Raw genomic sequence first — 20618 nt, forward strand, 5'->3', positions numbered from 1 at the left:
TTGGTGTGTCAACGCCTGGTGGTGGGGAACTCTTGACCGGCTCGAAATCTCTTGGATACTTGCGGGCAAAGCTTTACCTCACTCGTCCCTGGAAGGGGCCTCGCCCATGCGTCCCACCCGTCGTCAACTGCTCGGCGCAAGTCTGGGCGGAGTCGTTGCTGCAGGCATCGGCCTGCCCGCGGCCGCCGACCTGAGCACCGAAGGACTGGTCAGGTCCAGAATCCGGCCGCCGAAGTTCCGCGATGCCTGGTTCCCGATCACCCGGTACGGCGCGGCGCCCGGCGGCGCGACCGACTGCACCGCGGCGATCGCGGCCGCCGTCACTGCCTGCCACGAGGCCGGCGGCGGGCACGTCGTCGTCCCGCCCGGTGTCTGGCAGACCGGTGCGATCAATCTGCTGAGCCACGTCGACCTGCACCTGGAGGAGGGTGCGACGCTGCGGTTCAGTACGGATCCGGCCGCGTACCTGCCGGTCGTCCGGACGCGTTGGCAGAGCGTCGAGGTCTACAACTACTCGTCGCTGATCCGTGCCGAGGGGCAGACCGACATCGGCATCACCGGCAAGGGGGTCCTCGACGGCGCCGGCGACAACGAGCACTGGTGGTACCTGATCGGCAGCGGCCAGTACGGCTGGCACACCGGCCTGCCCAACCAGCGCGAGGACTGGGCCGAGCTCGAACGGATGAACAACGAGCAGGTCCCGGTCGATCAGCGGGTGTTCGGCGCGGGGCACTACCTGCGCCCGAGCTTCATCCAGCCGTTCCGGTGCACCAATGTCCTGATCGAGGGCGTCACGGTGAAGGACTCGCCGATGTGGACCATCCACCCGCTCGAGTGCCGCAACGTGACCATCCAGGGCGTGACGGTGAACAACCTCGGGCCGAACGGTGACGGCTGCGACCCGGAGTCCTGTACGGACGTCCTGATCCGGGGCTGCACGTTCGCGACCCACGACGACTGCATCGCGATCAAGTCCGGCCGGGACGCCGACGGCCGCCGGCTCGGGCTGCCGTCCCGCGGCATCATCGTCGAGGACTGTACGTTCCTCAGCGGTGGCGCCGCGGTCGCTGTCGGTAGCGAGATGAGCGGCGGCATCGAGGACGTGTTCGTCCGCCGGCTGCACGCGCCGGCCGACCCGGCGGCCGACGAGGCGTACCTGCAATGGCTGCTGTGTGTGAAGTCCACGTCGACCCGCGGCGGCTATGTGCACAATGTCGATGTCCGGGACGTGGATTCGCGGGCCTGGATGTATCGTCCTTTGGAGATCACTTTCAGCTACCAGGGAGGTGGCGACCAGTCGCTGTTCCCGGACGTGCGCGGCATCCGGTTCGACGATGTCCGGGTGGCCCGGGCCGAGCGTGCGTACCGGATCGTGGGGGCGGAGACACAGCACATCCGGTCGGTGGCGATCACCAACAGCCGGTTCGACGAGGTGGCGGCGGAGGCTGTCGTACAGTACGCCGACGACGTGACGGTCCGGAACGTCCGGATCGGTACTTCTTAGGGGATTCAGAGTGGCGGAACGGATTCGGCTGATCGACGTGGCGCGCGAGGCCGGCACGTCGGTCTCGACGGTGTCGCGGGCGCTGAACGGGTCCGACCTGATCTCGCCCGAGGTGGTCGCGCACGTGCGTGCCGTGGCCGGCCAGCTCGGGTATCGCGCGGACAAGCGGGCCCAGGAGTTCAAGCTCGGCCGCCCGCTGACCGTCGGCGTCACGGTGCCCGACCTGACGAACCCGTTCTTCTCCGAGGTGCTGAAGGGCCTGAACGGCGCGGCACGCGCCGGCGGCTACCGGTTGCTGATCGGTGAGAGCAGCGAGGACCCGGCGGAGGAGCTGCGCCTGGTCGACGAGTTGGTCGACTACTCGGGTGCGCTGGTGCTGTGTAGCTCGCGCCTCACACGCGCCGGTCTGGAGAAGGCGCTCGCGCAGCCGGTTCCGGTGGTCTGCATCAACCGGAACGTGAAGAACGCGGGCGTCGTCGCGATCGACTACCGCGCAGCCTCGCGACTCCTGCTCGAGCACCTCACGGGTCTCGGCCATCGGCGCGTGCTGTACGTCGGTGGCCCGGCCACGTCCTGGTCCGACGGCGAGCGGCGCCGGACCTTGCGGCGTACGGCGCGCGCGCTGGACGTGACGCTGGACGAGATCGACGGCGGCTGGTCGGGGAACCACGGGTACGACGCCGGGCCGACCGTGCTGCACAGCCGGGCGACTGCGGTGATCACGTTCAACGACCTGGTCGGGATCGGGCTGCTCAGCTGGATGTACGACAACGACGTCGAGGTCCCGTCCGAGCTGTCCGTCGCGTCGTACGACGACATCCCGATCGCGGCGTACTCGCGGCCGCCGCTGACCTCCCTGCGCAACGAGCGGGCCAAGCTCGGCGAGCTCGCCTGGGACCAGCTGACCAAGCGCCTCGCCGGCGCGCCGTGGCCGGCCCCGGACCTGCTCGCGCCCGAGCTCATCACCCGCTCCAGCACCGGCCCCGCCCGCCGCAAGTCGCGGATCCACGCCGGCTGACACCTGCGCTCCTGCTTCCCGGCCGTTCGGGGTGCCGGTCTGCGAAATCCCCGCATGCAAACGATTGCACGGGCCGGTCGGCGTCGGTTACGGTTGCTGCATGAAGCCGCCACGTGTCGTGCTCGGGACGGCCTACTACCCGGAGTACCTGCCGCGCTCGGCCGGGGACCGGACCGCCGTCGACCTGGACCTGATGGTTGCCGCCGGCATCACCGCGATCCGCGTCGGTGAGTCGGTCTGGTCGACCTGGGAGCCGCGGGACGGCGTCTTCGACCTGGAGTGGATCCGCCCGGTGCTCGACGGCGCCCACGAGCGCGGGCTGAGCGTGATCCTCGGGACGCCGACGTACGCAGTGCCGCCCTGGCTGCAGCGGGCGCATCCGGAGATTGCCGCCGAACGGCAGACCGGCGTCAAGGTCCCGTGGGGGATCCGGCAGGAGGTGGACACCGGGCAGCCGGCGTTCCGGTTCCACGCCGAGCGTGTGGTGCGGCAGATCGTCGAGCGGTACCGGGACCACCCGGCGGTGATCGGGTACCAGGTCGACAACGAGCCTGGCGTGCTGCTTGCGCACAACTCGGCAGCGTTCGAGGCGTTCGTCGCCCGGCTGCGGCGCGAGTACGGCGATGTCGAGACGCTCAACGAGGAGTGGGGCCTGACGTACTGGTCGCACCGGTTGAGCGACTGGTCCGACCTGTGGCGCCCGGACGGCAACAGCACGCCGTCGTACGACCTGGCCTGGCGACGGTTCCAGGCGGAACGTACAACCGAGTTCATCGGCTGGCAGGCGGACCTGGTGCGGTCGCTGCGGCGGCCGGGGCAGTTCGTGACCACCTGCCTGGCATACGACCGGCCGGCGGTCGCCGACGTACCGGTCACGTCGCGGCTGGATGTTGCGGCGAGCAACATTTACCTCGACGTCCAGGACGGGCTCGCGCGACCGGCCGTTCCGTCACGGCTCGCGCCGGGGTGGATCGGGCGTAGTGTCGCGGAGCTGTTCCTGGCGGCGGATCGTGGGTACGGGTCGCGGGGCGAGCCGTTCCTGGTGACCGAGACGAACGCGGCGTCGGTCGGCGGCTCGCACCAGAACCGGCCGCCGTACGCGGGGCAGCTCCGGCAACTGGCCTGGGCGCTGGTGTCTCGCGGGGCCCGGATGGTCGAGTACTGGCACTGGCATTCGATCCATCACGGCGCGGAGACGTTCTGGGGCGGGATCCTCGGGCATGCGCTGGAGCCGGGCCGGATCTACCGCGAGATTGCGGCGATCGGGGCGGAGCTGACCGCGGCCGGATCATCGGTGGCGGAGCTGACGCCGGACGTCGATGTTGCGGTGCTGTGGTCGAACGAGAGTGACTGGGCGCTGCAGTTCCAGCCGCCGTTGGCTGCCGCCGGCGGGGCGCCGGACAAGGCCTCGTACCGGACGATCGTGGAGACGTTCTACGCCGGGATCCTGGACGCCGGGTTGCGGCCGGGAGTGGTGCCGGTCGAGCGGCTCGACGCCGCGTTGACGGCGCCTGTTGTGGTCGCGGCTGGGCTTTATGTTGCGTCGGATGCGGTGCTGGATCGGCTGGTCGAGTACGCGCGGGGCGGCGGTCATCTGATCGTTGGGCCGCGGACCGGGTATGCGGACCTTGAGGCTCGGCCGCGGGCGTTGACGGCGCCGCCGCGGCTGGCGGAGGCGGCGGGCCTCTCGTACCAGGAGTTCGAGAATCTGGAGTCGGCGATGCCGGTCGGTGGGCTGGCCGGGTGCGCGACGCGTTGGGCGGAGACGTTGATCGTCGACGACGCCGAGGTGCTCGCGACGTACCGGCATCCGAGCGGCGAGGAGCGACCGATCGTCACGACGAAACGGTGTGGGCGCGGCCGGATCACGTACGTCGGGACCGTACCGGACCCGTCGCTCGCTGCGGCGCTGTACGGGGAGTCGCAGTTGTGGGCGCCGTCGGTGACTGCGTTGTCGGCGGTGAACGGTGCGGGGGAGCGGATGTGGTTCGTACACAACTGGTCGGCGACGGCGGTGACCGTAGAGCCGGATGTGCTGGGGCGGATCGAGCTGGGACCGTGGGACGTCCGGGTACTCAAGGAGAGCCGATGAAGTACTTCGAGGACCTGACGCCGAGCACCGGGACGCGCGAGCCGCGGGCGTGGTTGCGGTCGCCGCGCCCGCGGATCAGCCTGAACGGGCTGTGGAGCTTCAAGCTCTGGGACAGTGCTCCTGCTGACGTCGTTCCTGTTGCTGACGACTGGGGTTCGATCGAGGTGCCGGGGCACTGGGTGCTGCAGGGACATGATCGGCCGCGGTACACCAACACGGCGTTCCCGTTCCCGATCGATCCGCCGTACGCGCCGGACGCGAACCCTACGGGCGATCATGTTCGTACGTTCGACGTACCGGGTGACTGGCCGCTCGAGGGCGCCGTGCTGCGGTTCGAGGGTGTGGACTCGTGCTTCAAGCTGTGGGTGAACGGGGTTGAGGTCGGCACGGCGAAGGGGAGCCGGCTGCCGAGTGAGTTCACGGTTGGGCAGTTGTTGCGGCCGGGGCGGAACACGGTGGCGGTACGGGTACACCAGTGGTCGTCGGGGTCGTACCTCGAGGACCAGGACATGTGGTGGCTCCCGGGGATCTTCCGGGACGTGACGCTGCTCGCGCGGCCGTTGATCGAGGACGTGTATGTACACGCGTCGTACGACCATCTCAGCGGTGCGGGGACGCTGCGGGTGGATACGGTGCCTGGCGCGGTGATCCGGGTGCCGGAGTTGGGGATCGTGACTGAGCCCGGTACGTCGTTGGAGGTCCCGACGGTCGAGCCGTGGTCGGCCGAGGCGCCGCGGCTGTACGACGCCACGGTCGAGGTACCGGGCGAGACCGTCGAGTTGCGGATCGGGTTCCGGACCGTGGTGATGGTGGACGGGACGTTCACCGCGAACGGGCGGCCGCTGTTCTTCCGCGGCGTGAACCGGCACGAGCATGACGAGCGGCGCGGCCGGGCTCTCTCGGTGGAGGCGATGCGGCGGGATCTCGTGTTGATGAAGCAGCACAACATCAACGCCGTACGGACCGCGCACTACCCGCCGCATCCGGCGTTCCTGGACCTGTGTGACGAGCTCGGGCTGTGGGTGATCGACGAGTGCGACATCGAGACGCACGGCTTCATCTACACCGACTGGCGCGACAATCCTGCCGACGATCCGGCGTGGGCGCCGATGATGCTGGACCGGATGCGGCGGATGGTCGAACGCGACAAGAACCACCCGAGCATCGTGATCTGGTCGCTGGCCAACGAGAGCGACCGCGGGCGGAACTTCGGCTCGTTGGCGGCGTGGGTACGGGAGCGGGACCCGTCGCGGGCGATCTTCTACGAGCGCGACCGGACGTACGAGTTCTCGGACTTCTACAGCCTGATGTACCCGCCGCTGGAGGACCTGCAGGCGATCGGCACCCGTACCGAGGACGTGCCGGCTGAGACAGAAGACGAACCTGCATTGGAGGCGCGGCGGCGGGCGTTGCCGTTCATCCTGGCCGAGTACGCGCATGCCATGGGCAACGGGCCGGGTGGGCTGGCTGACTATCAGCGGGTGCTGGAGCACTACCCGCGGCTGCAGGGCGGGTTCGTGTGGGAGTGGATCGACCACGGGCTGCTGTTGCCCGGTGCAACGGACCACGTGTACGGCGGGGACTTCGGTGAGCGGCTGCACGGTACGAACTTCTGCATCGACGGCCTGCTGTTCCCGGACCGTACGCCATCGCCCGGACTGACCGAGTACAAGAAGGTCCTGGAGCCGGTCCGCATCACCGGCCCCCTGACCATCGAAAACCACCGAACCTTCACCGGCCTAGACGACCTGGAATTCCTCTGGTCCGTAGCCGTCGACGGTCTCGAGGTGGACAGCGGCCGCCTCGAAGTGCCAGAACTTCCCCCAGGCAAGTCAACGCAGCTCCCCCTACCCACCACCACGTCATCCTCACCTGTTGAGCGGGTGCTGACTGTGCGGGCAGTGTTGGCGAAGGACGAGGCCTGGGCTCCTGCTGGGCACGAGGTCGCGTGGGCGCAGTTTGTCTTGGAAGAGGCTGCTGTAGAACCTGCTGGGGTTTCTCAGGGCGTTGTTGAGACCGGGGATGTCCTGCGTCTCGGTGGAGGTGAGTTCGACCGGCGTACTGGCCGTCTGACTCGGCTGTACGGGCAGGAGGTCGACGGACCTCAGCTGGACCTCTGGCGTGCACCCACCGACAACGACAACGGCCAGGGCGGCCGCAACGGCGTCACCCAGGAATGGCGCGCCGCCGGCCTCGACCGCCTCCTCCACCGCGTTGAGAGCGTCGACGTACTGGACGACGCCCTGCTCGTACGCACCAGAGTGGCCCCAGAGGGCCTCGGTCTCGCCGTACGCGCGACGTACCGCTGGACGGCCTGCAACGACAACCTCCAGTTGACTGTCGACGTACAGCCAGAGGGGGAGTGGGCCGGCACCGCAGTCACACCACGCTGTGGCAGTTGGCCGCGCGTCGGCGTACGGATGACGCTCCCGCAGGCGCTGGAGAACGTGCACTGGTACGGAGCCGGACCAGGCGAGGCGTACGCCGACAGCCGCGAGGCCGCGCGCATCGGGCGCTACGAACGTACGGTCGACGAACTGCAGACACCGTACGTGGTGCCCCAGGAGAACGGCTCTCGCGTTGACGTCCGCTGGGCCGAACTGAGCGATGCCGACGGCAACGGTCTCCGCGTGACCGGCGCGCCACACTTCCAACTGACGGCGCGCCGCTGGACCACCGAGGACCTGGAAGCCGCCCGCCACCGCTCGGACCTGACCCCGCGCGACCACATCTACCTGAACCTCGACCTCGCACAGAACGGCCTCGGCTCGGCATCGTGCGGCCCGCCGACGCGCGACAGCCTGCAGGTGGCCCCGTACAAGTACACCCTAAACTTCGGTCCCGTCAAACCGCGATGAGCCGAACCTGTGGATAACCAGATCCCTTGAAAACAAGGGGTTCTGGCTTTGAAAACTGTCGGAGGGTGTGGGTACCGTTGGGGGCATGGATGTTCTCGACGGACGACCGGTGTGGTCGCTGACCGATGGAGAGGTGCTGCCTGCCTTCGACTCGGTGGATGCCGAGATCATCCGGCTGCAGGGCATCCGTCTGCAGCTGATCGCACGCATCGAGGAGACCGGCTACGCCCAAGAGCTAGGCGCCCGAGACAGCGTCGAGCTACTGTCGCTCCGCTACCGCCAGGACGGCGCCGAAGCCTGGCGAGACGTCCGCCTGGCCCGCGCCCTCCCAAAGTACAACGCCGTCGGCACAGCCCTCACCGACGGCATCGAGCTCCCGGCGCAAGCCCCTGATGATCCCGAAGCCGCTGACGAGCCTGAGGGTGCCGATGTGCCGGTTGTCCGGCCGATGCGGGCCGCGCAGGCAGCGGTGATCGTGTCGGAGCTCGAGCGCGTACGTTCCCGGGTGCCGGTGGAGGACCTGGACATCGCCGAGGCGCAGCTCGTCCAACTGGCCGCCCATCTCTCACCGTCAGAGCTGAGAGCCGCAGCCAAGGAGATCTGCAACCTCCTCGACTCCGATGGCCCCGAACCCGAAGAAAACAAGGCCTACGAGCGAGAGTCGCTGACCCTCACCAACGCCGACCTGGGCGTGAAATTCAAAGGCTACCTGGCGAACGAGAACGCCGAGCTCCTCCGCGCCGTGATCCACGCCGGCGCCCGTCCCCACAAAACCACCGACGGCGAGCAAGACCCCCGCCCCCGCGAAAAGCGCCAAGCCGACGCCCTCACCACCGCCCTGACCCTAGCCGCCAACGCCTGGGACACGACGTCCGCTGGGCCAACTGCCAGCACCGAAGCAGAAGCCCAGGGAACTGGCGCGAACACCGCATCGGCCACCGAGAAGAAGCCCACCCTCGTGCCAGGCCACGGCGCCAAGGCCTGCATCACCGTCACCATCGACCTACAAGACCTCAAGGCCGCCACCGCAACCGCGACAGGCCAAACCGTCTACAGCGACGGCCTCTCCGCCGCAGCCATCAGACGCCTGGCCTGCGACGCGAAAATCATCCCCATCGTCCTCGGCTCGAACTCTGAACCCCTGGACGTAGGCCGCCAAGAACGCCTCGTCACCCGAGCAATGCGTCGCGCCCTGAACTCCCGAGACCGAGGCTGCGTAGTCTGCGGAGCCCCGCCGATAATGTGCGACGCCCACCACCTGATCTCCTGGATCGACGGCGGCGAAACGAAGCTCGACAACCTCGCCCTCCTCTGCCGCCACCACGTCGACCTACACAACGGTCGCTGGACCATAACCATCACCAACGCCAAGGTCCACGTCACCCGCCCCACCTGGGCCGACCCATCACCCCACCACCGCCCCAAACCCCCACCCCACCACCGCTCCAAGCCCCCACCCCACCCATCACCAACCGCCCCCACCACACCACCTGCCGCTCCGGCACGCCCACGCCCGCCTACCCCGACACCAGCAGACCGCCCTGCGCCGCCTGACGATCCAGCATGCCCAGCTCCCGCCGCGGACCCGCAGCCACCTTCATCGCTCCCGCCAACCGACCCGTGCGGAGGAACAATCTTGCCCACAGCAACGACATCCGATGACGTTGATCTACGCACGACAACCACCGCACGCACCTCCCGCTGGAAGGCCGACGCCGCCACGTACGCAGAAGCCGCCCGCTTCGCCGTCTGGCACCCTGCACCCACAGACATCTCCGACCCACCCTCCTTCGCAACCATCTGACTCAGTTGGGTGGGTTCAGGTGGTTTGGGGAGAAGCGTGGCTGGCATGCGGGTGTCACTGGAAGGTCTGGGCAGACTAGGTCCGCGACGGTGCGGGTGGGTTGACTACTGCCTGGGCACAGTCTGTAGCCTCGGCGCAGTCGGCGGTCTAGGCCGGCATGCCGTCATGTCGCTCTGCTGGCCCGCGTGGGCCGTCCCGAGCATTCCTCCGCCGACCCGTGCAGCACTTTCCAATCCGGGTCGCCGCGTCGGGGCCGCACTCGACCTTCCCTGCTGCACCCTCCCGTGCCGCGTGGTCCGTGTCGCGTGGTCCGTGCAGCCGCATGGGATGCTGCGCGGATGGTGCTTGAGTGTCGACGATGTCGCCGACCGGTCACGGTCTCCGCAGCACAGTTCGAGGTGTTCGAGCGAATGCACTACGTGTGCTTTCACTACGAGTTCGAACATGGTGCGTTCGACGTGGACGAGGAGTGCACAGCTGGTGGACCACGAGTACCTCGAGGCTCTTGCGGCTTGGCTCGCCGATTCGGACGGCTACTACCTCAATCGACGAACCGTACCGCCTGGCAACGGCTGGGAAGTCGTCAACGATGCTCTGAGGGCCGCGACAGTCTACGAGTGATGGTGCCTGCCACGAGGAGCGAGACGTGGCGTGCCGGAAGCCAAGCGTGCTGTCCATGACGACGGTTCCCGTCGAATGTGTGCGGATCCTGGGCCTGCTCCAGGTGCCACTGGGCGGCGCCGACCAGTCTCTTCGCCTGCCGGATCCTCAGTCTGACCGTCGCCGTCTGTTGGAGGGTTCAGGCGGTGACGTGGTGGCGGAGGTAGAGGTCGCGGAGGAGGGCTATTTCTGCGCCGTGGTGGATGACTTCTGCGGTTGTGAAGAGGATGAGCTTGGCCATCGGAGCGTCGGCGAACTCGGGAGGCTGGAGCGGGCCTTGTGGCTGGGTGAGCCCTTTGGTGCCTAGGCTGCGTACGCCCTCGATCCAGGTGTCGTGGGCGTCGTCTAGTTGGCGTAGGGCGGCGTCGGCCGTGCCTGCATATTCGTAGGTGCTGACGTCGGTCGGGCGGGCGCCGAAGTGGGTGCCGTTGGTTTCGGCGAAGCCCTCGGTGATGTGTCCTAGCCGCCAGGCGATCGTGGTGACCGGCGCCGGAACGGGCGGCGGATCGGCGTAGTCCAGCGTGAACTCACCGGCCCCGAAGGAGATCGGCGCCGCGCTGTGACCTCGGCGGCTGATCGTCCAGCAGTCGGGGACCGGCTGCCAGTAGTACTCGTCGTCTGTCAGCCCGCGGAGTCTTGGCCGCAGTTGATGCTGCCAGTGCGACTCCAGTTGATCGATGACCTCGGCGTTCCAGTCGATGTCCATCTGCGGACCGTAGCCGGAATCAGGGTGCCTGTGGGCTCACTGGTTGTGGAGGGTTTTCAGGGCTTTGAAGGTTTGGCGGAGATGGGTGTCGAGGGTTGCTTCGCCTGCGAGCCAGGATTCGGCTGCGTGGTGGAAGGCGGCCCAGCCGGTTTGGGCGGCCAGGTCGGCCAGGCGGTCTGGTACGCCGCGAGTGCGGAGTGCTTCGGCCAGGGCTTCGCTGAGGTAGGCCGCTTTGGCCAGGTCGCGTTCGCGGAGCGCTGGTGTTTTCGCGATCAGGTCCAGGCGGGGTTCGGCGTACGCGCGGTTGTCTTCCAGTACGCGGGCTGACTTCCGGAAGGCGTGCAGCAGGACCTCGTACGGGGCGAGGCCAGCGGGCGCGGTCGTGACCTCGTGGACTAGAGCGGCGCGCAGGTCCTCTTCGCCGCCGAACAGGACCTCGCGCTTGTCCGGGAAGTGGCGGAAGAAGGTGCGCTCGTTCACGCCGGCGCGGGCTGCGATCTCGGCTGTTGTGGTGCGGTCGAAACCGCGCTCCCGGTACAGGTCGAGCGCCGCCTGCTGCAGACGCCGCCGCGCTTCCGCTCCGCTCCGTGGCACGCCTGGACGATAGCACGTTACGCCAGTCCCTGGCGCTACTTGACGCCAGTAACTGGCGCTACGTAGTGTCAGTCACTGGCGCTACACGGCTCGATCATCGGAGAAGCGCCGGCTATGGCTGGAAGTGGAGAGGGTTGGTTATGCGCGTCTTTGTTACTGGCGGATCTGGGCAGACCGGGCCTGCAGTTGTCCGTGGATTGATTGCCGCCGGGCACAGCGTCACGGCGTTGGCTCGGTCGCATGCTTCGGCTGCGAAGGTCGCCAGTCTGGGGGCTGTGCCGTACCGCGGATCGCTTGATGAGTTTGACCGTTTGCGCGCGGCGGCTGAGGCGGCGGATGGCGTGTTGCATCTGGCGTACGGGGGTGACTTCTCGGATCTTGACGACATGATGCGCCGGGATGTCAATGCGATCGAAGCTCTCGGGGAGCCGCTCGAGCAGACGGGGAAGCCGCTGATCGTCACGTCCGGGACGCTGGTGATGCCGGCCGGCCGCTTGAGTACTGAGCTGGACGAGCCTGAGCTGTCGGGGCTTGCTGCGTTTCGGGTCGCGGGGGAGCGGGCTGGTTTGGCGTTTGCCGGGCGCGGGGTGCGGGCCGCTGTGGTACGTCTCGCGCCGACGGTGCACGGGCCGGACGACCACGGGTTCATCCCGATGCTCATCGCCACTGCGCGGGCGAGCGGCGTCTCGGCGTACGTCGGGGCCGGTGGCAACCGTTGGCCTGCGGTGCATCGTGCGGATGCTGCGACGTTGTTCCGGTTGGCGCTCGAGAAGGCGCCGGCGGGCAGCGTTCTGCATGGCGTGGGCGAGTCCGCCGTCACCATGCGGAGTATTGCCGAGGTCATCGCTGCCGGTCTTGGGCTTCCGACTGTTTCGCTGACCCGCGAGGAGGCCGCAGGGCATTTCGTCAGCCCGTTCATGGCGACCGTGTACGGGCATGATGCGCCGGTCTCCAGCGCTCACACTCAGGCGCTGCTCGGCTGGGCGCCCGGCAACCCTGGCCTGCTCGACGATCTCAAGAACGGCGACTATCTGTAGCCGCAGCGATCGGTTGCGTTAGCGATCTGTAAGTGGACGGTAAGTGACGCTCCTTACTGTCGGTGATCACCGCGATGCCAGCGGAGAACATCGATTGAGGAGCGACATCATGCGAATGCACAGGCTGGTCTGGTCCGCAGCGCTGATCTGCGCCGCGGTCTTCGTACCAACGGGCGCTGCGGTCGCGGCGCCGCCCGATGCTGCGGCGCCGCCGGGCGCCGCCGGGCGCTGCCGGGACGGCGGCTTCCTTTACGGCGATGAGTGCCGACTGGAAGAGCGGGTGCAACTTCAAGGTCTGCGTTCATGCGCGGTTCACGGGGCAGGGGTGGGAGGCGTACGCGGATCTGTACTCGGGCATCAGCTACGGCCACCTGGATGTCTTCGGGCCGGATCACATCACGCATCACTCCGGTAAGGACCAGCCGTGGGGGTCGACGGACCGGACGCTGACCTATCGCGGCACCGGTACGGGGCAGGTCTGTGCCGAAGGCTGGTATCGCCGGCCGGACGGCAGCTATCTCGGCCAGGGCGAGCCCTGCGTGACGTTGTGAGTCCCCGGCGGTTCTGAACCATCCCAGCGCGACCATCCACGACAGACGGAGAAAACATCATGCGTATCCGGAACATTGTTGCCATCGGCGCCACGCTGTGCGCGGCCGCCTCGGTATCGACCGGCCTGGCAGCCACCACCGCAGTTGCTCGGGTGGCGGGGTTTGAGCGGGGGTGCACGGTCGACATCTGTGTGTATGCCCGCTACAACGGTCACGGCTGGGACGCGTACGGCGCTCCCCAAGGGCGGCTGCTCAACGGCCATCTGGACATCTTCGGCCCCGACCACGTGACCCACCACTCCGGCGCCGACCGCCCGTGGGAGGCGATGGACGCGTCCCGGACCTTCCAAGGCACCGGCAGCGGCAACGTCTGCGCCGAAGCCTGGCTGAGCCACCCGGACGGCCATTACACGTCCAAGGGCCTCGCCTGCATCCGCATGTGAGCAAGGGCGCAGCACCCCGACGAAGACGCAGCACCCCAATAAAGGGGTGCTGCGCCTTCAACAATCAGCGGGGAACGGCGAAGGTTATATAGGTCGAGTTGCCCTTGTCCGGCACCCCGGAGTTCGGCCCCAGCGCCAGGGCTCCAGCAGGTACGTCGCGTTTGAAGAGGATCAAGCGCTGGTCCGTCGTCCCCACCGTCTCGCCAGTACGGGTGAACGAGGACAGCCACCCTGGCCACCACACGTTCTCACCACGTGGATCAAAGGCAACGTAGATCGTCGCAGGCCGCGTCAGCTTCAACTGCAGGTAGTCCGCCGGCGTGGTCGCCTTCGAGTCGTCGTTGGCGCCCTGGATCAGCGCCTGCCCGTTCAACTGATCAGGTAGGTCGGTGACCGTGTAGCTGCGGTCCACGTACGTCGGCGCACCGACCTGTGCCTTCACAAGGTTGTCCAGCTTGGTCGGTGCCGTGACGGAGACCAGGTCGCTCTCCAGCGGCGGCTCGCTCTTCTTGATCCCCAGCACCCGGTTCCCGACGGTCTTGACCGTAGTAGCCGGCTGCCCGGTCAGGGGAGCGTAGGTGAACGACGACAGCGGCGCAGAGACCCGCTCCAGCGTGTACGAAGTGTTCGGCGCGGTCCGCAGCGACAGCACGTCAGCTGAGCTCGGCGCAACAACCACCCGTCCGTGAGAGTCGACCACTCGCACCTCCTGCCCCGGCCAGGGGTTGCTGAGCTTCAGCGTGTCCCGGCTACCGGCCTGGATGCCGACAACGTTCGGTACGCCGTCGTGCACCTCAGTGCTGATCCGGTGCCCGCCCTCGATCTGCACCGACCCGGACACGTCCCAGTCGTGCGGCCAGGCGGCCGCGACCCGGACAACGCCGCCGGTCGACTGCACCAGGGCCTCCTGGAGACCCATGCTCAGCACCCCGCCCCACTCGTTGTAGAAGCTGTGGTTGCGGGCCGGCTCCTGGCCGGTGCGGTGCACGGTGAAGCCGTTCGGGTAGATCTGGAAGTCGGCGATGCCCTTCAGCAGCAGGTTCTTCACCTCGTCCGACAGCCCGAGGCGTGCGGCCCAGGTGCTGTCCATGCCCCAGTCCTTGTCCTGCGGGTACACACGCTCCCGGAACGTTGCCTGCATCAACGAGGAGGATGCGTCGAACACGCCCCACGGCCAGAGCGCCTCCATCTCCGGGTTCTGCGTGTTGTGTGCCTCTTCGTCGGTACCGGACCACGCCAGCACCTCCGCACCGTTGCGCTGTACGGTCCGGAACGGCGGCAGCTTGCCGACAGCAGCCCGCAACTGAGCCGCCAACGCAGTATCGCCATGCGACACAGCAAGATCAGCAACCATCGGGAAGATCACCTGCATCGCAGCCAGGTCCGGTACGGGGTCACTGGTGTCCCACTGCACCTCGAGCGCGTTGACGTGCTCCAGGTGCAAGTAGCCGTCAGCACCAGGCGTCAGCGCAGACAGGTAGAACCGCGCCACGTCCCGCATCAACGGGTAGCTCCGATTCAGCAACGCCTTGTCGCCGGTGTACCGGTACTGCTCCCAGATGTTGTTCACCAGCTCCGGCCCGCTCGTCAGGATCCGCCGTGTCCAGCTCGGCTCCTGCTTGTTGTCGCAGCCGTCACCCGTCCCGTCGTACCGCATGAACTCCGGCAGGCACAGCCCCTCGCCACCCGTCCAGTGCGTACGGGTCCACTCGCGCATCAGCTCGGCGCGGTCCAGATAGAACTTGAAGTACGGCGCGTTGAACTCGGCAATGTCCGCGCCGCGGTTGGCGGCCACGAATTCGCGCAGGTTGAAGTGCCAGTACGAGTCCTGGGCCCAGTCCGCCTGGTCCTCCGACGACGAGAACATCCGTACGACGGCACCATGTGTGCTCGGTGTGTCGCCACGCATCGATGCAGCCATCGTGTACAGCTGCAGCGTCCGCATGTTCTCGACGTACTCACCGGTCCCGTCGGCGGACGTGATCCGCATCGGAGCGGCCTTCGCCCAGAACGCGTGCCACCAGGCCAGATGCTTGCTCGGCGACTCGACCACAGCGCGCCGGGCCGCGGTGCGCAGCTCGCCACCGCGGTACGACGGCACACCGACCACGAGCCGGAAGCTGCCGTCAGCGTTCGGACGGAACGTCAGCCGCACCGTCAGCGGATCCACCACGGTCGCCGTCACGCCCTGCGCGTGGGCGGTCATGGCAGCAACCGCACCGGTGATGCTGCCGGATGCTGCGTCATGGAACGTCTCCGCCAGCGCAGCAACACCACCCGCCGCGCTCGTCGCCGGCGTACGACCGGTCCACAACTTCAGATCAGCCGTCTGCGGCTTCGACGGATCGGCTCCGGTGACCTCCAGAACGAACTGGTCGGCGTCGGCACGCACGTACGAGCGCGCCGTCATCCCACCGCCGCGCTGCACGAGCTGACCGTCGTACATCGCCAACCGACCGCTGTAGTCGTCAGCACGCATCAGCGAGTTCAGACCGGGGACAACAAGCTGCCCGGCGGACTTGAGGTCCGGGTACGTGTCGACCCGGTTCAGCTGGGCGGTGTAGCCCTTCTCGGCCCAGACGGCCGCGCCCAGTACGCCGTTGCCGACCGGCATCGCCTCGTACGGACGCCACGCCGGACCTTCCTGCACGAGGTCGGAGCGTGACACCAACCCAGCCGTGTCGCCCTGCAGCGCACCGTCGTGCCAGGCGGTCGTCTGCTCCGCGTCCGGCGTACTGCTGACGGCCGGCAGGGAGGTGGCGCCGACAGTCAGCAGCGCCGCCAGCAAGGGAATCGTCAACCGGAACGTGTTCATCCGCGCACCTCGATCAGGTAGTCGACACCGGCGCGGGTGCGGAACTCCACCACGCCGTCCTCCGGCCGGGCGAACGCCACCGGACCGGCCGACGACTTCACGTCGACCTGCACACCGGTCCGCAGCCGCAGCCGGTTGCCGAGCAGCGACCGGATCTTTGCCTTCGACAACTTCCCGTCGGCCCACGAGAATTCGAGCTCGAACCCGCCGCGGGCCCGCATGCCCCGGATCCCGCCGGTCGCAAAGGCCGTCGGCAGGGTCGGCAGCAACGCGACCTCGCCGGAGTGGCTCTGCATGAGCATCTCGGTGATGCCGGAGACGCCGCCGAAGTTCCCGTCGATCTGGAACGGCGGGTGCAGGTCGAACATGTTCGGCGCCGTCCGCCCCGGACCGATCAACTGGGTCAGGTGCGTGTACGCGTTCTCCGCCTCGAGCAGCCGCGCCTGGATATTCAGTTTCCACGCCAGCGACCAGCCGGCCGTGACAGCCGGCCCACGGAGCTCCAGGAACTTGCGGGCCGCGTCGGCGAATTCCGGCGTGCGGCGCGGAGTGATCTGATCGCTCGGGAACACCGCCCACAGCGGTGACACGTGACGGCTGCTCTCCAGCGCAGCGTCCTCCCAGTCGATCAGCCACTCCTGGAGCTGGCCGAGGTACCCGATCTGCAGCGGCGCCAGCTTGGAGCTTGCCTCCGCGGCGGCAGCCGCCATCGCCGAATCCTTGCCCAGCAGGGAAGCCGCCTGCCCGAACACCTTGAACAGGTCGCGCAGGATCTCCATGTCCATCGTCGGACCGGCGCACAGGCTCACGCCGTCACCGTCGTAGTCGTGGTGCTTGACCTCGGGGGACAGGGACGGGCTGGTCACCAGCCATCCCGTCTTCGCGTCGGTCTGCAACTGGTCGAGGAAGTACTCCACCGAACCGCGCAGCACGGGGTAGTACTTGCGCAGCATCGCCAGGTCGCCGGTGTACTCGTACCGCTCCCAGAACAGCAGCGACAGCCACGCACCGCCGGTCGGCCACAGCCCGTAGAACGCGAAGTCCACCACTGCACTGCCACGCCAGCCGTCGGTGTTGTGGTGCGCCACCCAGCCCGGAGCGTCGTACATGGCGGCCGCGGTCCGCGCACCTGACTCCGCCAGCTCGCCGATCATCTGGAACAGCGGGTCCCAGCATTCGGCCAGGTTGGCGGGGCCGGCCGGCCAGTAGTTCATCTCGGTGTTGATGTTGATCGTGAACTTCGACTGCCACTCGGGCAGCATCTTGTAGCTCCAGATGCCCTGCAGGTTCGCGGGCTGTCCGGGCGTACGGGAGCTGGAGATCAGCAGGTACCGCCCGAACTGGTAGTACAGCGCGGCCAGCTGCGGGTCGCCACCGTTGCGGAACGCCGCGATCCGCTGGTCCGTCGGCAGTGCGATCGAGTCCGACGTCCCGAGATCGACGTCGAGACGGCCGAACAGGTGCTGGTAGTCGGTCACATGTTCGTGCCGGAGTTTCCCGTACGCCGGCCGCCCGATCGCGGTCAGCGGAGCCACCGCGCGAGCAACCTGGTCTGCGCCGACATCGAGGTAGTTGCGGTAACTCGTACCGGCCGAGAAGAGCAGCGTGACCTCGTTCGCACCGGCGACCGACAGCTTGCCGTCAGCAACAGTCGTCGTGCCACCCTCGGCGAACGCCCGCAGCAGCGCCGTGAACTTCACCGAGCCGGTCAGCCCTTCGGCGTCCCCGCTGATTCCGTTGAGTGCCAGCGTGTTCTCGTCGTACGCGGCCGGTGTGGCGGCCTGTTCGGTGCTGTACGTCGCGTCGAACGTCAGCGCACCACGCTGGCTCGCCGTCAGTCGCATCACCAAGACCTGCGCCGGGTGGCTGATGAACACCTCCCGCGTGTAGCGCACCCCGGCGTGCTCGTAGCTGACCGAGCTGATCGCGGTGGTGAGGTCGAGCTCCCGTCGGTACGCCGTGACCGCGGCCGCGTCGATGCCGGGGAACGCCAGGTTCAGGTAGCCGATCGGCTGGTACTGCATCTCCTCGCTGGGACGGCCCATGAAGTGCGCGTCGGCGAGGTTCTGCGCGTCGAGGTACTGCTCCTCGGCGATCAGCCGGCGGATCTCGGGCAGCACCTCCTTGCCGCCCGGATCGGCGTAGTCGTGCGGGCCGCCGGCCCAGATCGAATCCTCGTTCAGCTGCAGTTGTTCGGTGGCGGTCCCGCCGTACACCATCGCACCGAGCCGTCCGTTGCCGAGGGCAAGCGCCTGCAGCCATTCGGTGGCGGGGGAGGTGTACCAGAGCTTCAGCGGGTTGGTGGCGCTGCCCGGTGGGGGCGCAGCGGCGGTCGCGGTCAGGTTGTCGGTGAGTGAGCCGGCGACAACTGCTGTGCCGGCGACAGCGCCGGCGGTTCTCAGAACCTGGCGCCGGGTGTATCCAGAGCTTTCGGACATGGGGCGGTCTCCCTGGGGCGGTAGATGCGCTGGGCGGTGCCACGGAACACGTCGTTGTGCGTGGCGGGTGGCAGCAGTGCGGTGGTCCGTCGGATCACCTCGGCGCGGGTACTGGCCAGCGTGCACACGGGCCAGTCCGAGCCGAACAGCAACCGTTCACTGCCGAAAAGTTCGAGGGCGACGTCGACCAGTGCGCGCAGGTCGTCGGTCGCGAGGTGGGCGGTGCCGGAGAGCTTGACGAACACGCTCGGGCACTCGGCAAGTGCCTGCATCCCGGTGCGCCACTCGTCGTCGGCGGTCGTCGGATTACCGAGATGGTCCAGGACCAGACGGGCCTCCGGTACGGCGTTGGCCAGCCGGGCGGCACCGATCAAGGCGGAAGGGCGGAGCAGCAGGTCGATTGCAAGGCCGGCGTCGGTGGCGGCCCGCACACCCTGCACGTGCGCGGGATCAGTCATCGCAGCAGGATCGGCCTGATCCACCGGCGGACTGCGCACCCCGACCAGGCGCGGATCATCAGGCACCTGGTCGGGAAAGTCGAGCAGATCGAACCACCCGACCACGCCCACCACAGCGGCGTGCCGCCGAGCCACCTCCAGCAGGTCGCCCACCTCAGCCGGATCAGCGTCCGCCTGCACCAGCACGACCCCGTCGAACGGTTCCGCAGGTAGTTCGCTCAGGGTGAAGGTGCGGCGCAGTGGGTGGCCGGGTGGGAGCCAGGGGAGGGTCCGGCGGGACAGGTCCCAGATGTGCACGTGGGCGTCGAGCAGCGCTGCGTGGGCCGGCCGCGCCTCCTCCGCGTGGGCGTCAATCATGGTGGACGGCTGGTCTGGTGATGGAGCTCTCGCCGCGGGCGTGGGCGGCGAAGAGCCGGGCCGAGTCCTCCGGATCGGTGCCGGCCAGAACCTCGATCAGGTCGACGTGGCGGCGGGCCATCAGGCCCCAGTCGCCCGCGTACATCGCGTTCGACACCACCTGCAGGCTCCACAGCGCCGGCTCCAGCGTCCGCCACACCTTCAGCAGCATGGAGTTCCCACTGGTCGCCAGTACCTGCCGGTGGAACCGCAGGTCGGACTCACGGAACGCACCGATGTCGTGGTGCTCGGCCGCCTCACTCATCCGCTGTACTTCGATCCGCAGTAGATCCAGCTCCTCAGGCGGCGCGTGCCCGGTCGCCCGGCGCGCTGCCGCCGACTCGAGCAGCACCCGGACTTCGCGGGCCTCCCGGGCCTCGACCTGCGAGATCTCCGTGACGAAGTTCCCCAGCCGCGGCCGGTACGTGACCAGGCCCTCGTGCGCCAGCCGCCGGACGGCCTCGCGGGCCGGGGTCTGGCTGGTGCCCAGCACCCGGGCGATCTCGGACTCCACCACGCGCATCCCCGGTGCCAGCTCGCCGGACAGTATCCACCCGCGGATCGCCTCGTACACGCGGTCGGACAGCAACTCCGTGTCACCGGAGAACGGCGGAGCGGCGTGGCTGGAGCCGAGCGCGATCCCGGAGCCCGAGCGATAGTGCTGAACCTCTTCCCGGCGACGGCGCGCGACCGTCGACTGCGAGACGCCGTACGCGGCCGCCAGCTCGCGCGTCGACGCCCGATGTCCGGAATCGGCCATCGATGTTCCGGCCCCGATCGCCGAGATCGCGCCGAGCTGCACCCGGTCCACCATCCGCGGCCGGCCGCTGCGCATCCCGTCGTCGAGTCCGGCCATCCCCATCCGGAGGAACCGCCGGCGCCATTTGCCGACCGTGCCGGGGGTGACCTCGAGCAGGTCCGCGACCGCCTTGTTCGAGCGTCCCTCCGCGCTGGCCAGCACGATCCGGGCCCGCAGGCGCATCGCGGGACTGGTCCGCGGCGCCCCGGCGAGCTGGCTGAGCGCGGTCCGCTCAGCCACCGACAGGGTCAGCGGCGACTTCGGTCTTCCGGCATCGGGCATGGCTGCATAGTGACCCCGTTCACAGGATTCTGCCAACCCTATCTGGTACGGACTTCTGACTCGCAGCGCCCACTATGCCGCGTAAACGTTGACACTTCGCCGTCTCGCTCTGCATTGTCACTCGATAACGACGCCCGGCCGCCCCTGAAGCCGGGACGATCCG

15 protein-coding genes are annotated in these 20618 nt (G+C 68.1%); 9 read left to right on the forward strand and 6 right to left on the reverse strand.

The annotated features are described in order from the left end of the window. Positions 1-106: 106 nt before the first annotated feature. From ACGFI6_RS26000 to ACGFI6_RS26025, 6 genes are all read left to right on the forward strand, one after another. Positions 107-1504, forward strand: a complete 1398-nt coding sequence (locus ACGFI6_RS26000; RefSeq protein ID WP_393122819.1) for a glycoside hydrolase family 28 protein — start codon at positions 107-109, stop codon at positions 1502-1504. A 10-nt stretch (positions 1505-1514) separates the two neighbouring features. Further along, positions 1515-2522, forward strand: a complete 1008-nt coding sequence (locus ACGFI6_RS26005; protein WP_393122821.1) for a LacI family DNA-binding transcriptional regulator — start codon at positions 1515-1517, stop codon at positions 2520-2522. Between the two features lie 100 nt (positions 2523-2622). Next, a complete protein-coding gene (locus ACGFI6_RS26010) occupies positions 2623-4614 on the forward strand; it encodes a beta-galactosidase (RefSeq protein ID WP_393122822.1) in 1992 nt (663 codons plus the stop codon). Continuing rightward, entirely contained in the window at positions 4611-7472 is a 2862-nt protein-coding gene (locus ACGFI6_RS26015) for a glycoside hydrolase family 2 TIM barrel-domain containing protein (protein WP_393122823.1), read from the forward strand. The genes ACGFI6_RS26010 and ACGFI6_RS26015 overlap by 4 nt, the downstream gene beginning before the upstream one ends. Before the next feature lie 85 nt (positions 7473-7557). Then, positions 7558-9276, forward strand: a complete 1719-nt coding sequence (locus ACGFI6_RS26020) for a DUF222 domain-containing protein (RefSeq protein WP_393122825.1) — start codon at positions 7558-7560, stop codon at positions 9274-9276. Between the two features lie 480 nt (positions 9277-9756). Continuing rightward, a complete protein-coding gene (locus ACGFI6_RS26025; protein ID WP_393122827.1) occupies positions 9757-9897 on the forward strand; it encodes a hypothetical protein in 141 nt (46 codons plus the stop codon). A gap of 178 nt (positions 9898-10075) precedes the next feature. Here ACGFI6_RS26025 and ACGFI6_RS26030 read toward each other — a convergent pair whose 3' ends face one another. Next, positions 10076-10642: a DinB family protein gene (locus ACGFI6_RS26030; RefSeq protein WP_393122829.1), complete on the reverse strand. Its 567-nt coding sequence runs from the start codon at positions 10640-10642 to the stop codon at positions 10076-10078. A 36-nt stretch (positions 10643-10678) separates the two neighbouring features. Next, on the reverse strand, positions 10679-11236 hold the full coding sequence (locus tag ACGFI6_RS26035) for a TetR/AcrR family transcriptional regulator (protein ID WP_393122830.1): 558 nt from the start codon (positions 11234-11236) through the stop codon (positions 10679-10681). A gap of 140 nt (positions 11237-11376) precedes the next feature. On the opposite strand from ACGFI6_RS26035, the gene ACGFI6_RS26040 reads away from it, so the two are divergent. The 3 genes from ACGFI6_RS26040 to ACGFI6_RS26050 all read left to right on the forward strand — a co-directional run bounded on the left by ACGFI6_RS26040 (position 11377) and on the right by ACGFI6_RS26050 (position 13267). Beyond that, positions 11377-12273: an SDR family oxidoreductase gene (locus ACGFI6_RS26040; RefSeq protein WP_393123679.1), complete on the forward strand. Its 897-nt coding sequence runs from the start codon at positions 11377-11379 to the stop codon at positions 12271-12273. A 257-nt stretch (positions 12274-12530) separates the two neighbouring features. Next, the gene (locus ACGFI6_RS26045) at positions 12531-12824 is read left to right on the forward strand and encodes a hypothetical protein (protein WP_393122832.1); all 294 of its coding nucleotides are present in this window, start codon (positions 12531-12533) and stop codon (positions 12822-12824) included. Between the two features lie 59 nt (positions 12825-12883). Then, entirely contained in the window at positions 12884-13267 is a 384-nt protein-coding gene (locus tag ACGFI6_RS26050; RefSeq protein WP_393122834.1) for a hypothetical protein, read from the forward strand. Between the two features lie 64 nt (positions 13268-13331). On the opposite strand, the gene ACGFI6_RS26055 is transcribed toward ACGFI6_RS26050, so the two are convergent. The 4 genes from ACGFI6_RS26055 to ACGFI6_RS26070 are packed head-to-tail and all read right to left on the reverse strand — an operon-like array spanning position 13332 to position 20455. After that, the gene (locus ACGFI6_RS26055) at positions 13332-16082 is read right to left on the reverse strand and encodes a hypothetical protein (RefSeq protein ID WP_393122836.1); all 2751 of its coding nucleotides are present in this window, start codon (positions 16080-16082) and stop codon (positions 13332-13334) included. Further along, the gene (locus tag ACGFI6_RS26060) at positions 16079-18520 is read right to left on the reverse strand and encodes a glycoside hydrolase N-terminal domain-containing protein (RefSeq protein WP_393122838.1); all 2442 of its coding nucleotides are present in this window, start codon (positions 18518-18520) and stop codon (positions 16079-16081) included. The genes ACGFI6_RS26055 and ACGFI6_RS26060 overlap by 4 nt, the downstream gene beginning before the upstream one ends. After that, positions 18481-19335: an amidohydrolase family protein gene (locus tag ACGFI6_RS26065; protein WP_393122840.1), complete on the reverse strand. Its 855-nt coding sequence runs from the start codon at positions 19333-19335 to the stop codon at positions 18481-18483. Before ACGFI6_RS26065 ends, ACGFI6_RS26060 begins: the two co-directional genes overlap by 40 nt. Next, positions 19328-20455 (reverse strand): FCD domain-containing protein, encoded by a 1128-nt coding sequence (locus ACGFI6_RS26070; RefSeq protein ID WP_393122842.1) that lies wholly within the window; start codon positions 20453-20455, stop codon positions 19328-19330. Before ACGFI6_RS26070 ends, ACGFI6_RS26065 begins: the two co-directional genes overlap by 8 nt. Positions 20456-20618: the final 163 nt, after the last annotated feature.

The sequence above is a fragment of the Kribbella sp. NPDC048928 genome, from assembly GCF_043197975.1.
Classification (GTDB): domain Bacteria; phylum Actinomycetota; class Actinomycetes; order Propionibacteriales; family Kribbellaceae; genus Kribbella.

Coding starts and splice junctions, on each gene's coding strand:
- ACGFI6_RS26010 (WP_393122822.1), top strand. CDS start 2,623: ATGAAGCCGCCACGTGTCGTGCTCGGGACGGCCTACTACCCGGAGTAC.
- ACGFI6_RS26015 (WP_393122823.1), top strand. CDS start 4,611: ATGAAGTACTTCGAGGACCTGACGCCGAGCACCGGGACGCGCGAGCCG.
- ACGFI6_RS26020 (WP_393122825.1), top strand. CDS start 7,558: ATGGATGTTCTCGACGGACGACCGGTGTGGTCGCTGACCGATGGAGAG.
- ACGFI6_RS26060 (WP_393122838.1), bottom strand. CDS start 18,520: ATGTCCGAAAGCTCTGGATACACCCGGCGCCAGGTTCTGAGAACCGCC.
- ACGFI6_RS26045 (WP_393122832.1), top strand. CDS start 12,531: ATGAGTGCCGACTGGAAGAGCGGGTGCAACTTCAAGGTCTGCGTTCAT.
- ACGFI6_RS26000 (WP_393122819.1), top strand. CDS start 107: ATGCGTCCCACCCGTCGTCAACTGCTCGGCGCAAGTCTGGGCGGAGTC.
- ACGFI6_RS26065 (WP_393122840.1), bottom strand. CDS start 19,335: ATGATTGACGCCCACGCGGAGGAGGCGCGGCCGGCCCACGCAGCGCTG.
- ACGFI6_RS26070 (WP_393122842.1), bottom strand. CDS start 20,455: ATGCCCGATGCCGGAAGACCGAAGTCGCCGCTGACCCTGTCGGTGGCT.
- ACGFI6_RS26050 (WP_393122834.1), top strand. CDS start 12,884: ATGCGTATCCGGAACATTGTTGCCATCGGCGCCACGCTGTGCGCGGCC.
- ACGFI6_RS26055 (WP_393122836.1), bottom strand. CDS start 16,082: ATGAACACGTTCCGGTTGACGATTCCCTTGCTGGCGGCGCTGCTGACT.
- ACGFI6_RS26040 (WP_393123679.1), top strand. CDS start 11,377: ATGCGCGTCTTTGTTACTGGCGGATCTGGGCAGACCGGGCCTGCAGTT.
- ACGFI6_RS26030 (WP_393122829.1), bottom strand. CDS start 10,642: ATGGACATCGACTGGAACGCCGAGGTCATCGATCAACTGGAGTCGCAC.